The 13,286-nt window shown below is 36.3% G+C and carries 9 protein-coding genes and 2 tRNA genes; 5 read left to right on the forward strand and 6 right to left on the reverse strand.

Going from position 1 to position 13,286, the window contains the following annotated elements; all coding sequences use genetic code 11:
* Nucleotides 1-29: 29 nt before the first annotated feature.
* Together FBFL15_RS02205 and FBFL15_RS02210 are read left to right on the forward strand one after the other, a co-directional pair.
* Entirely contained in the window at nt 30-950 is a 921-nt protein-coding gene (locus tag FBFL15_RS02205; protein WP_014083043.1) for a PorP/SprF family type IX secretion system membrane protein, read from the forward strand.
* Nucleotides 951-1,170: 220 nt separating this feature from the next.
* A complete protein-coding gene (locus tag FBFL15_RS02210) occupies nt 1,171-3,042 on the forward strand; it encodes an OmpA family protein (RefSeq protein WP_014083044.1) in 1,872 nt (623 codons plus the stop codon).
* A gap of 99 nt (nt 3,043-3,141) precedes the next feature.
* On the opposite strand, the gene galE is transcribed toward FBFL15_RS02210, so the two are convergent.
* Together galE and FBFL15_RS02220 are read right to left on the reverse strand one after the other, a co-directional pair.
* Nucleotides 3,142-4,155 carry a UDP-glucose 4-epimerase GalE gene (galE, locus tag FBFL15_RS02215; protein WP_014083045.1) on the reverse strand — a complete coding sequence of 338 codons (1,014 nt, stop codon included), beginning with the start codon at nt 4,153-4,155 and terminating at the stop codon, nt 3,142-3,144.
* Nucleotides 4,156-4,182: 27 nt separating this feature from the next.
* On the reverse strand, nt 4,183-5,319 hold the full coding sequence (locus tag FBFL15_RS02220; protein ID WP_014083046.1) for a DegT/DnrJ/EryC1/StrS family aminotransferase: 1,137 nt from the start codon (nt 5,317-5,319) through the stop codon (nt 4,183-4,185).
* 118 nt (nt 5,320-5,437) lie between these two features.
* On the opposite strand from FBFL15_RS02220, the gene FBFL15_RS02225 reads away from it, so the two are divergent.
* The 3 genes from FBFL15_RS02225 to FBFL15_RS02235 all read left to right on the forward strand — a co-directional run bounded on the left by FBFL15_RS02225 (nt 5,438) and on the right by FBFL15_RS02235 (nt 9,300).
* On the forward strand, nt 5,438-6,682 hold the full coding sequence (locus tag FBFL15_RS02225; RefSeq protein ID WP_014083047.1) for a 3-deoxy-D-manno-octulosonic acid transferase: 1,245 nt from the start codon (nt 5,438-5,440) through the stop codon (nt 6,680-6,682).
* A gap of 23 nt (nt 6,683-6,705) precedes the next feature.
* A complete protein-coding gene (locus tag FBFL15_RS02230; protein WP_014083048.1) occupies nt 6,706-8,874 on the forward strand; it encodes a S46 family peptidase in 2,169 nt (722 codons plus the stop codon).
* Nucleotides 8,875-9,072: 198 nt separating this feature from the next.
* A complete protein-coding gene (locus tag FBFL15_RS02235) occupies nt 9,073-9,300 on the forward strand; it encodes a hypothetical protein (protein WP_014083049.1) in 228 nt (75 codons plus the stop codon).
* A gap of 459 nt (nt 9,301-9,759) precedes the next feature.
* Here FBFL15_RS02235 and FBFL15_RS02240 read toward each other — a convergent pair whose 3' ends face one another.
* From FBFL15_RS02240 to mutS, 4 genes are all read right to left on the reverse strand, one after another.
* A complete protein-coding gene (locus FBFL15_RS02240; RefSeq protein ID WP_014083050.1) occupies nt 9,760-10,125 on the reverse strand; it encodes a YegP family protein in 366 nt (121 codons plus the stop codon).
* Nucleotides 10,126-10,275: 150 nt separating this feature from the next.
* Nucleotides 10,276-10,361, reverse strand: a tRNA-Leu gene (locus FBFL15_RS02245).
* Between the two features lie 16 nt (nt 10,362-10,377).
* Nucleotides 10,378-10,450 (reverse strand) — tRNA-Gly (locus tag FBFL15_RS02250).
* Between the two features lie 155 nt (nt 10,451-10,605).
* Nucleotides 10,606-13,212, reverse strand: coding sequence for a DNA mismatch repair protein MutS (gene mutS, locus FBFL15_RS02255; protein ID WP_014083051.1), 2,607 nt, complete (start codon nt 13,210-13,212; stop codon nt 10,606-10,608).
* Nucleotides 13,213-13,286 lie beyond the last annotated feature (74 nt).

Here is a 13,286-nt window from a genome sequence, read left to right on the forward strand (position 1 = left end):
ATGACCGCTAACCCATAAATTTCAGATAAATGAAAAAAATATACCTAGTAGCCTTGACCTTATTTTTAGGAATTGTTGATGCCACAGCACAACAAGACCCACATTATACGCAATACATGTATAACATGAACATCATCAATCCAGCGTATGCAGGCTCAAAAGAGAACTTATCCTTTGGATTGTTGTACCGTAAGCAATGGGTAGAAATAGAGGATGCTCCCACAACATTTTCGCTTTCTGGCTCTATGCCTGTTGGCAAAAACGTGGGTGTAGGACTCTCGTTGCTCAACGACAAAATTGGCCCCGTAGAAGAAACCAATGCCTATGCCGATTTTTCATATACCCTAAATTTAGGAGGCGATCACCGCTTGGCCTTTGGGGTAAAAGGAGGAATTACAATGCACAAAATAGACTTTAATGTCATCAGACCCACTTTGCCTATCCAATCCGACCCTACTTTTGCACAAAGCAACCCGAGCAGCAGCCGGATGAACATTGGATCGGGATTGTTTTATTATACAAACAAATATTATGTTGCCTTTTCTGTACCAAATATGTTAAAAACCAAATATTTAGACTACAATGGCAGGGCTTATGGAACAGAGGTAATGCACTATTTTTTAACGGGAGGGTATGTATTTGATTTGTCGCCAAATGTAAAATTCAAACCTTTTACAATGATCAAATCTGCTTTGAACGCCCCAGTTTCGGTAGATTTTTCGACCAATTTCTTAATCCACGACAAATTAGAATTAGGAGCTACATACCGCCTTCAAGACAGCTTTGGAGCGATGGTGAATTTTGTAATAAGTCCTTCATTAAGAGTGGGTTATGCTTACGACCATATTGTATCTGACTTAAAAATCAGCACACCGTCGTCGCACGAGGTTATATTGTTATTCGACTTGAATTTTCCAAAAAAGATTTCTCGTTCGCCAAGATATTTCTAGCATAGTATAAATAGAAGAGATTGAAAAGATTGAAAGATTGAAAAATTGAAAGATTGAAAAATTTAAAAATCAAAAATAAAATCCAACTCTTTTATACAATACTATAAAAACAACATCAAATTTGACATATATGACAAGGAGCTTCATTACGACTTGGTTTAAAACACCAATTGATAAACAACGACAACATATATGCTTGTAAAAAATTAATATTACATTTATGAAAAAAATATATATTTCGATGGGGGTTGCCCTATTGGCTAGTGGTATGTTTGCTCAAAATCAGCAAACCAAAACGGCCGACAAATTGTTTAACCGATTTGAATATGTGGCAGCTGCAAAAAATTATTTAAAATTAGTCGATCAGGAAAAAGCCGATGCTTATGTTTACAAACAATTGGCCGAGAGTTACTACAACGTATTTGACGCTCCAGAGGCAGTGAATTGGTATGCCAAAGCCGTTACCGAAAAACAACCTGCCGAGGTGTACTACCACTATGCACAAATGCTAAAAGCCACGGGCAAATATGAATTGGCCAACAAACAAATGCAAGAATTTGCCAAATTAGCACCAAATGATCAAAGAGCCAAAGCCTTTTTGGCCGATCCAAATTATTTGCCAAAATTGGCATCGCAACAAAAATCGTTTGACGTACAAAAACTCGATTTCAACTCTGAAGCTGCCGATTTTGCTGCTGTTTTAACCCAAAACGACCAAGTTTACTTTGTAAGTGCTAGCAACAAATCCAGACGCACAGATGGCTGGAACAAAGAGGCTTTTTTGGATATTTATAGAACCCAACGCAATGCCGACGGCAGTTATACAAAACCAGAACCCGTAACGGAGCTTAATACCAAATGGCACGATGGCCCTGTGAGTATTTCGGCAGATGGCACCACTATGTATTTTGCCAAAGACAGTCATGATGAAAACAGTTTTGAAAAAGATAAAAGTTTGAATGCCAAATTTGGACAAGTAAACCTATATAAAGCCAATAACGAAAATGGCAAATGGAGCAACATTAGTGCTGTTCCGTTTAACAGTACGGCCTATTCAAACAGTAGTTCGAGCCTTTCAAAAGACGGAAAAACCCTTTATTTTACCTCCAATATGCCTGGTAGCAAAGGCGATTCAGACATTTGGAAGGTGGCCATAAAACCAGACGGTAGCTATGGAACCCCAGAAAACATGGGGCCAAACGTCAATACAGAAGGCAAAGAACAATTTCCGTTTGTAAGCGACGACAACATTTTGTATTTTGCTTCAAACGGTCGTCAAGGATTTGGTGGATTAGATGTTTTTCAAATCGATTTGAACAATCCAGGGCCAGCAGTCAATTTGGGCAAACCCGTAAATACTGAAAAAGACGATTTTGCATTAACCTTTCATGTTCAAAAAAACACTGGATTCCTATCGAGCAACCGCTCTGGCAACGATGATATTTATGGCATTACCCCAGTATGTGCTTTGGATGTAACCACAATTGTAAGCAATACCAAAACAGGCGATGTATTGGCCAATGCTAAAGTAGCCATTTTGGACGATCGCAAAAACATCATTGCTACCCAAACCACCAACGAAAAAGGAGAGGTAAGCTATAAGGTAGAGTGCGAAAAAGCTTATGTAATACAAGCCAGCAAAGAAGGCTTTGAAAGCAATACATTTGCAGTAGCCAAAGTTAGCAAAGCCAGCAAAGCTAGAATTGATGCCGCCTTGAACCCTATCGAGCACATCATTACTCCAACGGAAGTAGTCTTGAACCCCATCTTTTTTGAATACAACAAAAGTAATATTACACAAGAAGGAGCATTTGAGTTAGACAAACTTGTCGAAGCCATGAAAAGCAACGACAAATTGGTGGTATTTGTAAAATCGCACACCGACAACCGAGGTGGCGATGTATTTAATATGAATTTATCAGATAGACGAGCCAAAGCCACTGTGCAATATGTATTGTCTAAAGGCATAGCCGAAAGCCGTATATCGGGCAAAGGATTTGGCGAATCAGAACCAAAAGTAGATTGCAAAGACACCTGCACCGAAGAAGACCATGCACAAAACAGACGATCTGAATTTTTAATAGTAAAATAAAAAGGAGTCTAAAATTAATAAAGCCTCAAAAATTTTAACGATTTTTGAGGCTTTTTGTTTGATGTTGTACATCAAAATTATAAGGGGGGGGGATGAATCTTACAATCTAATTTTTTGTTCCCATTTCCAAGCGCTTGCAAGGCTTTCTTCTAGTGTTGATTGGGCTTTCCAACCCAAAATTTGGTTGGCTTTATCTGTATTGGCATAAGCCGCAATGACATCACCTTCTCTACGTCCTACAATTTGATAATTCAATGGTTTTTCTGAAACTTTTTCAAAGGCTTTAATAACTTCTAAAACCGTGCTACCTGTTCCTGTTCCTAGATTGAAAGTTTCAACCTTGGCAGTATTTTTTTGGTGTAACAGCCTTTCTAAAGCCACAACATGGGCTTTTGCCAAATCGACCACATGGATATAATCACGAATGGCAGTTCCGTCTGAAGTAGGGTAATCCGATCCAAAAACAGATAATTTTTCTCGTAATCCAATGGCTGTTTGAGTTATATAGGGCACCAAGTTTTGAGGTATGCCAATGGGCAATTCGCCAATTTCGGCAGAAGGATGTGCTCCAATAGGGTTAAAATAACGAAGTAATATGGCATTTATTGGACTTACTTTTGCTACATCAGTAATAATTTCTTCGCCAATTTGTTTAGTATTTCCATAAGGCGAAATGGCGGGTTGTACAGAGGCATCTTCGGTTATGGGCATTTTTTCTGCCTGACCATAAACGGTACAAGAGGAACTGAAAATAAAATTGGCCGATGGAAGCTGAGTTAATTCTTGCAATAGATAAACCAGCGCATTGAGGTTATTTTCATAATATAATAATGGATTTTCAACACTTTCGCCTACTGCTTTTGATGCTGCAAAATGAATAACACCTGTAATATCGTTATATTTTTCAAAGAAAGATTTTACAGCGCTTTTATCACGCAAATCCATTTGTTCGAATATTGGTTTTCGACCCGAAATTTTTTCAATGCCATCTAAAACGGATAGACTTGAGTTGGATAAATTATCGATAGCTATTACTTCAAATCCTTTGGCTTGCAGCTCTACCACGGTGTGCGAACCTATAAATCCTAGGCCGCCTGTTACTACTATTTTCATGTGTTTATGTTAGATTATTGGGGTTTATTAGGCATTATTCATAAAATCCAAAACGGTTTGGGTTATGAATTGGATTTGTTCATCATCAAGTTCGGTGTGCATTGGTAGTGCAATAACTTCATGAACCAACAAATTAGTATTTGGAAAATCCGATTCTATATATCGACTATCAGCATAGGCTTTTTGAGCATGAAGCGGTATTGGGTAATAAATAGCACAAGGAATGTCTTTTTCCTGCAAGTGAGCCATCAACGCATCTCGTTTGCCATTGGTTATCCGGATTACATATTGATGAAAAACATGACAGTCGCAAGCATCACATATAGTTGGTGCAATAATGCTGGGGTGGGTATTTAAAATTGACGAATATTTTCGAGCGGCCTCTTGACGGGCTTTTTCATAATCGTCCAAAAAAGGTAACTTGGCATTCAAAACAGCTGCCTGAATGCTGTCTAATCTGGAATTTACCCCAACTACGTCGTGGTGGTAACGTATGTACATTCCATGATTGACAATACCTCTCAAGGTGTGTGCCAATTGGTCATCGTTTGTAAAAATAGCTCCGCCATCGCCATAACAACCCAAATTTTTTGAAGGAAAAAACGATGTGGCACCAACGTGTCCTATGGTTCCTGCTTTGGTTTTTGTTCCGTCTTTTGACGTATAATTGGCTCCAATAGCTTGAGCGTTATCTTCTATAACATACAGCTGATGTTCATGGGCAATAGCCATAATAGCCTCCATATTGGCTACTCTTCCAAATAAATGTACGGGTACAATAGCTTTGGTTTTTGGAGTAATGGCTTTTTTTAATGCTTCTATCGATAGGTTCATGTTGTTCAAATCAACATCTACCAAAACGGGCGTTAACTGCAACAAGGCAATCACTTCGACCGTGGCAGCAAATGTAAAATCGGCAGTAATCACTTCGTCGCCTGGCTGTAATCCCAACCCCATCATGGCTATTTGTAAGGCATCTGTACCATTGCCACAAGGAATAACATGCTTAACACCTAAATAGTTTTCAAGTGCCACTCTAAATTTTTGAACTTCGGGGCCGTTGATATAAGTGGTCGTATTTAAAACTTCTTGAATGGAGGCATCAACAGTGCTTTTGATTTTATCATATTGACTTTTTAGGTCAACCATTTGAATTTTTTTCATGAATATAAAAAATTAATTGCTTTTTTTTCGATTTAAAAAAACAAAAATAGTTATTTTATAAAATATTACAATGAAATTTGTTGAAAGAAATGTAATTTAGCCACATAATTTTTATTTTATGTTTTTCATTTATCAAATCGTTGCTGTATTGGCATCAAGAATAGTAGTGTTATTAGCCTTTTTTAGTCCAAAAATGAAACTTTTTGTCGATGGACGAAAAAATGTTTGGCAACAAATAAATACCCATATTGCACCTTCAGATCGAACGATATGGGTTCATGCTGCCTCTCTTGGCGAATACGAACAAGGATTGCCTATTATGGAAGGACTAAAGCAACAATTTCCCAATCACAAATTAGTACTTACGTTTTTTTCACCTTCAGGTTTTGAGGTTCGCAAAAACAATCATTTAGCACATCTAACGCTCTATTTGCCATTAGACACTTTGTCCAATGCCCAAAAATTTGTGCAATTAGTACATCCAGAAATGGCCTTTTTTATTAAATATGAATTTTGGCCCCATTATTTGCAACAACTTCAGGAACATCATGTTAAAACCTATTTGATTTCGGGTATTTTTAGAAAAAATCAAGTTTTTTTTAAATGGTATGGCGGTTTTTATAGACAAGCATTACAGGCATTTGATCATTTTTTTGTTCAAAATGAAAGTGCCAAAACATTGTTGCAACAAATGGGTTTTCAGAATAGTACAGTGTCTGGCGACACACGATTTGATAGGGTAGTTACCATTTTGGAACAAGACAATACGTTGGATTTTATCGAAAAATTTACAAACCAACAAACTACTATTGTTATGGGAAGCACTTGGAAAAAAGACGAAGAGCTGCTTGTAGCATACCTGAACCAAGCCCCTCAAAACATCAAGTTTATCATAGCTCCACATCAAATAAAGCCAGAACAAATTGCTTATTTGCAAGCATCTATTACCAAAAAAACCATATTGTTTTCAAATAAAAACCAATATGATTTATCCAATTACGACGTTTTTATTGTAGATACTATTGGAATTTTAACCAAAATTTATCAATATGCCAATATAGCTTATGTTGGAGGAGGCTTTGGACATCCTGGAGTTCACAATATTTTAGAGCCCGCTACATTTGGAGTACCTATCGTTATTGGGCCTCATTACAGTCATTTTGCAGAGGCTACAGCTCTTGTGCAAATGGGAGGTTGTGTAACTATACAAGATGCAGCAACCTTAAAAGAGGCTTTCGATTTGTTGCTTCAAAATGACGATGTACGACACGAAAAAGGGCTTATTTGCCATACTTTTGTACAAATGAACAAAGGGGCAACTGCCCTTGTATTGGCTAAAATAAAATCGTTTTTTACAAAATAATACTAACCCAAAATGAATTAATTATGAAAAAAATCCAGTATGTATTGCTTTTTATTGCTCAACTTGCCGTGGCACAGCAAGGAGGTATGTGGATTCCTTCGTTGTTGAAAGGAATGAACGAAACAGAAATGAAAAACTTGGGCATGAAAATCTCTGTCGAAGACCTATACAGTGTCAATCATTCCAGTTTGAAAGATGCTGTACCTCATTTCAATGGGGGGTGTACCTCCGAAGTAATTTCGCCAAAAGGATTACTACTAACCAACCATCATTGTGGTTTTGATGCCATACAAAATCATTCCTCTACCGAACACGATTATTTGACAAACGGGTTTTGGGCGTATAAAATGGAAGACGAATTGCCAAACGAAAATTTGGTTGTTACTTTTATTGTAAAAATAGAAGACGTTACAAAACAAGTTTTGGAAGGAGTGGATGATCAAGCTACAGAAGCTGCCAAGCAACAAAAAATAGAAGCCAACATGGCAACAGTAGCCTCCCAATTTCCAAAAGAAACTTGGCAAGAAAACAAAATTAAAACCTTTTATGAAGGCAACCAGTACTTGCTTTTTGTTACAGAAACTTTCAAAGACGTTCGACTTGTGGGGACTCCTCCATCTTCAATTGGCAAATTTGGCTCCGACACAGACAATTGGGTTTGGCCCAGACATACAGGTGATTTTTCTATCTTTAGAATATATGCCGATGCCAACAACCACCCAGCTGCTTATGCTAAAACCAATGTGCCGTATGTGCCAAAACATTTTTTACCCATCTCGCTCGATGGTGTAGATCAAGACGATTTTACAATGGTTATGGGATATCCAGGACGCACTACAGAGTATTTGCCCGCAGTAGCTGTTGCCCAAATTCAAAATGATTTAAACCCAGCTAAAATTGAAGTAAGAGAAGCTGCCCTTAAAATTGCCGATAGTTATATGAGAAAAGACAATGCCATCAAAATTCAATATGCTTCAAAATATGCTAGTATTGCCAATTATTGGAAAAAATGGATAGGCGAAACTCAAGGGCTTAAAAAATCTAATGCCGTTTTGATCAAACAAAAACAAGAAAAAGCTTTTTTGGAAAAAGTAGCAAAAGCCAATAAACAAGCCATATATGGCCAATTGCTAAACGAATTTGAGCAAAATTATGCTGCCATAAAAGAATATGCTCTTGCCAGAGATTATTTTTCGGAAGTGATGATCAGAAATGTTGAATTTACAGGTTTGGCATACAAAGTGTATCAATTAGAGCAGGTGTATCAAAGCAAAGGTAAAGATGCTTTTGAGGCTGCTAAAAAAAACATGATGGCTTCCATGCCTGATTTTTACAAAGATTTTAACAAAAATGTAGATCAAAAAATATTTGAAAAATTAATAGACATTTATCAAAACAAAGTTCCAAAACCATTTTTGCCAGACCATTTGAAAAATGCGGTTATCCAAAATGTATCTAATGATTTATACAATAAGTCGGTGTTTATCAATTTAGAAGGTCTTCAAACTCTATTGAATAACGACAACAATACCATTACCACAATACTTCAAAACGATCCTGCTTATAATTTTATCAAACAAGTAGTAGAAAAATTTCAAAAAGAGGTGGTGCCAACTTATAATGAATTGAACTTAAAAAACAACGCTTTACTTAAAACGTATATGAAAGCCCAATTGGAGCTTAACCCAAATGCACGTATTTTTCCAGATGCCAATAGTACCTTGCGTGTAACTTATGGAAAAGTAAAAGGCTACGAACCCAAAGACGCAACAGTTTATAAACCAATAACTTATTTAGAGGGAGTAATAGAAAAATATGTGCCAGGCGACTATGAGTTTGATGTACCACATAAATTAATTGACTTATACCAATCTAAAGATTATGGTGTGTATGCCGAAAATGGTAAAATGCCCGTTTGTTTTATAGCCACAAACCACACCACAGGAGGCAACTCTGGAAGCCCAGCTATTGATGCGTATGGCAACTTAATTGGGTTGAATTTTGATAGAGTTTGGGAAGGAACTATGAGCGATATTTATTATGACGCACAAATTTGTCGAAATGTTATGGTAGATGCACGTTATATTTTATTTATTATTGATAAATTTGCGGGTGCCCAAAATTTAATTTCAGAATTAAAATTAGTTCATCCAAAAAAGAAACCCATCAAAAAACCCTCAAAAAAGCAATAATATCGGAGTTTTTGCTATTAAGTCAATACATTTAAAAATAATATTTGTTGTTTAATAAAGTTTGGCACGGTATTTGTTAAAGATAAAAATGTTGTAAAGAATTGATTTTTGAAAAAAAAAATTAAAAAAATAATTTGGAATATTAAAAAAATTATATCTTTGCATCGAATTAATAATTAACCTTTTATATTAAGTAAGATGAAAAAAGTATTTTTAAGTTTAGCAGTAATCGCTACATTAACTGTAGTATCTTGTAAACAAGCTGAAGCTCCAGCTCCAGAAGCTACTGAAGCTGCAACTGATTCTGCTGCTGTAGCAACTGATTCTGCTGCAACTGCTACTGATTCTGCTGCAACTGCTACTGATTCTGCTGCTGCTCCAGCTGCTGAAGCAACTAAAGAAGCTGCTGCTCCAGCAAAAAAATAATTAGAAATAACATTCTAATTGAAAGAGAATCCACGTAGCTTACGTGGATTTTTTTTGTTTATACAACTAATGCTGTTATACAAATCGTTATCTGTATATGTAATGATTTACTAAGATGTGTAACCCGTTTAAGGTATCATAATAAAAAAGTAATATAATAAATAGCCACTATTCTAATAAGATTATTTGCTTGCCCTTGCAACAATTGCGCTGTGCAATATGTGAATAGCACAGGGAGTGCTTGCCTTTTTCAAAATAACACCAAATGTATTTGTAAAATAATCCAAAGATGCGTAGTTGTTTTTCAGAAAATTTTTAAAAAAAATCGTTTCATAGCTGGGCTAAGTAACTATATTTTTAGATTCATTTTAGCAAAAAAAACCAATAGATTGGGCTATTTTATATGTGTATTTGGTTTTACAATCAAAATCAAATATCATGTATTGATCAATGCAATAATTATAAAAAAACAGCTTCCTCTGGCGGAAAAGCAAAATCAGAGCCAGAAAAATCCAACGTTTCTGCCAAATGTCCATATTTAACTATTTCGTCTATGCCTTTTTGCAACCGCAATTCGGTGGTATATTTTCGACTGGTGGCTATTGTGGCATAGTTGAGTTCTAGTTTGAAATAATGTTTGCCTCCTGTTGCTTTAAATTTTTGAAAAACAGCCTTATCCAATTGTAATTTGAGAAGTGCAATTTCGTGTTCACAGGCTTCTTTAGACGCATAAGCGTTGCTAGTAAAGATGGTTTTACCTTTTCGAGAAGTAAACACAAATTTGAATTCGCCATTAAAACGTTTACTGATTACAAAAGCCCCCATTTGAAATTATTTGAAAAATTAGTTTTGTATAAATTAGATTAAAAACACACAACTGATTGGAAATAAAACGGTTGTGTTTGAACAACAATTGATGTAAAATAGCAAGGAGTTGCATAAAACAAAAAAACCTCTTCAAAAGAAGAGGTTTTGTACTCAGAGCGGGACTTGAACCCGCACGAACATTGCTGTTCACTGGATTTTAAGTCCAGCGTGTCTACCAATTTCACCATCCGAGCTGGTTTTGATAACTTGAGCGAAAAACGGGGCTCGAACCCGCGACCTCGACCTTGGCAAGGTCGCGCTCTACCAACTGAGCTATTTTCGCATGATTTATATGTTTGCTATACTTGTTGTTTGATGTTGTTCATTCAACTTGTTTGCGAGGGCAAATTTAGTACATATTTTTTATTTTGCAAGCATTTTTTAAATAAATTTTAATATTTTTTTTAATCAATTGAAAATCTTTATGTTACAATTGGCTTAACGGTTTATCAGCATTCGTTTAATTTCATTTAACTTCATCATGGCCTCAATTGGGGTTAGGATGTTTAAATCTAAATGTACTATTTCGTCTTTTATCTCTTCCAAAAGGGGATCGTCTAAATTGAAAAAACTCATTTGCATGTCGTTTTTATTTTCCTTAATTCCATTTAAGGCCTCATTTGAATGGTCTTTTTCTAATTTTTTGAGCAATTTTTGAGCTTTCAAAATAACTGTTTGAGGCATTCCAGCCATTTTGGCTACATGAATCCCAAAACTATGTTGGCTACCCCCTTTTACTAATTTTCTAACAAAAAGTACGGTGTCTTGCAATTCTTTGACCGCAACATTATAATTTTGTATTCGAGGTAGTATTTCGCTCATTTCGTTCAACTCATGATAATGTGTGGCAAATAGTGTTTTGGGTTTGGCGGGGTGTTCGTGCAAAAATTCTGCGATGGCCCAAGCGATAGAAATACCATCATAAGTACTTGTACCTCTGCCAATTTCGTCTAAAAGTACCAAACTTCTTTCGGAAATATTGTTTAATATCGATGCTGTTTCGTTCATTTCGACCATAAAGGTAGATTCGCCCATCGATATATTATCCGAAGCGCCCACTCGGGTAAATATTTTGTCTATAATTCCCATTCGCAAGGATTCTGCTGGAACAAAGCTGCCCATTTGTGCCAACAATACAATTAGTGCCGTTTGTCTTAAAATGGCCGATTTACCAGACATATTTGGCCCTGTAATCATGATGATTTGTTGGGTATCCTTGTCTAAAAACACATCATTTGAAATGTAGGGTGTACCCACTGGTAGTTGTTTTTCTATCACTGGGTGTCTTCCGTTTTTGATTTCTAATGTAAACGTATCGTCCAATTCTGGGCAAACATAATGATTGTCTATGGCTAATTGGGCAAAAGATGTCAAACAATCAAGTTGGGCTATCAAATTGGCATTCAATTGCACAGGTTTGATATAAGTAGCTATCCAAGCGACCAATTGTTCAAACAATTGATTTTCAATTTGTTGTATTTTTTCTTCGGCACCTAGTATTTTGGTTTCATAGTCTTTTAACTCTTCTGTAATATACCTTTCGGCATTAACAAGGGTTTGCTTTCGTATCCACTCGTTGGGCACTTTGTCTTTATGGGTGTTTCTAACTTCTATATAATAACCAAAAACATTGTTGAAAGCAATTTTTAAAGACGAAATACCTGTTCGTTCCGACTCTCTTTTTTCAATAGTTTCCAAAAAAGTTTTCCCCGATTTGGATATGGCTCTTAAATCGTCCAACTCTTCGTGGATGCCACTTGCAATGGCATTGCCTTTTGCAATGGCTACGGGTGCTTCTGGATGCAATGTGTGGCCAATTTTTTCACGAAGCAATTCGCAACCATGCAAACTGTCGCCCATAATTCGAACAGCTTCTTGCTTACTTTGTAATGCTAATGTTTTGATGGGAATAATGGCGTCCAACGAGTCTTTAAGGTAAATAACTTCTCGGGGCGACACTTTGCCCGTAGCAATTTTTGATATCAACCTTTCTAAATCTGATATTTGTTTGATTTGATGTTGAATATTTTTCAGCACTTCGGGGTTGTCCTTCAAATAAGCAACCACATCATGTCTGGATTTGATTTTGTTCAAGTCCTTGAGTGGTAGTGCCAGCCACCTTTTGAGCAGTCTGGATCCCATGGGCGACAACGTTTTGTCTATTACTTCTAGCAATGTAACGGCATTTGGATTATAAGAATGGTATAACTCCAAATTCCTTATCGTAAACCGATCCATCCATACATAAGCATCTTCGGCAATACGTTGAATAGCCGTAATGTGCTGTCTTTTATGGTGTTGCGTTTCAGACAAATAAAATAATACAGCGGCTGCTGCAATGATGCCATTGGTCAAATCTTCGATTCCAAATCCTTTTAGCGAAATGGTTTCAAAATGTTTGGTAAGCGATTCTACGGCATAATCTTCTTTAAAAATCCAATCTTCTAAATAAAACAAATGAAAATCATCGCCAAAAGCGTCCTTAAAATCAGCTTTGTTTTGTTTGGAAACTAAAATTTCGCTAGGACTAAAATTTTGCAACAATTTATCAATATATTCAACATGACCTTCTGCCGTTAAAAATTCGCCAGTAGAAACATCTAAAAAAGCAATGCCAATGTTTTTCTTTCCAAAAAATACAGCGGCCAAAAAATTATTAGATTTTGATTGCAAAACTTCGTCGTTCATAGAAACACCTGGCGTAACAAGCTCTGTAACTCCTCGTTTCACAATAGTTTTGGTCATTTTAGGATCTTCTAGCTGGTCGCAAATGGCCACTCGAAGCCCCGCTTTGACCAATTTGGGCAAATAGGTATTCAAAGAATGATGAGGAAATCCTGCAAGGGCCGTTTCGGTTTCAGAACCAGCACCTCTTTTGGTAAGTACAATTCCAAGAATTTTACTTGCTCTAATGGCATCCTCTCCAAATGTTTCATAAAAATCGCCTACTCTAAACAACAAGCAAGCATCAGGATATTTGCGTTTGATGTCGTTGTATTGCTTCATTAATGGAGTTTCTTTGGCTGTTTTTTCTTTGGCTGACAAAATATTTTGATTTTAAATTTAAAAAAGCGAATTTATGATTTTTAAACCCATTTTTCAACATGAAATTAAAAAAA

Source organism: Flavobacterium branchiophilum FL-15 (genome assembly GCF_000253275.1).
Lineage (GTDB): Bacteria > Bacteroidota > Bacteroidia > Flavobacteriales > Flavobacteriaceae > Flavobacterium > Flavobacterium branchiophilum.

Excerpts from the sequence above, each read along its gene's own strand:
- FBFL15_RS02205 (WP_014083043.1), top strand. The coding sequence starts at position 30 with ATGAAAAAAATATACCTAGTAGCCTTGACCTTATTTTTAGGAATTGTT.
- FBFL15_RS02210 (WP_014083044.1), top strand. The coding sequence starts at position 1,171 with ATGAAAAAAATATATATTTCGATGGGGGTTGCCCTATTGGCTAGTGGT.
- galE (WP_014083045.1), bottom strand. The coding sequence starts at position 4,155 with ATGAAAATAGTAGTAACAGGCGGCCTAGGATTTATAGGTTCGCACACC.
- FBFL15_RS02220 (WP_014083046.1), bottom strand. The coding sequence starts at position 5,319 with ATGAAAAAAATTCAAATGGTTGACCTAAAAAGTCAATATGATAAAATC.
- FBFL15_RS02225 (WP_014083047.1), top strand. The coding sequence starts at position 5,438 with ATGTTTTTCATTTATCAAATCGTTGCTGTATTGGCATCAAGAATAGTA.
- FBFL15_RS02230 (WP_014083048.1), top strand. The coding sequence starts at position 6,706 with ATGAAAAAAATCCAGTATGTATTGCTTTTTATTGCTCAACTTGCCGTG.
- FBFL15_RS02235 (WP_014083049.1), top strand. The coding sequence starts at position 9,073 with ATGAAAAAAGTATTTTTAAGTTTAGCAGTAATCGCTACATTAACTGTA.
- FBFL15_RS02240 (WP_014083050.1), bottom strand. The coding sequence starts at position 10,125 with ATGGGGGCTTTTGTAATCAGTAAACGTTTTAATGGCGAATTCAAATTT.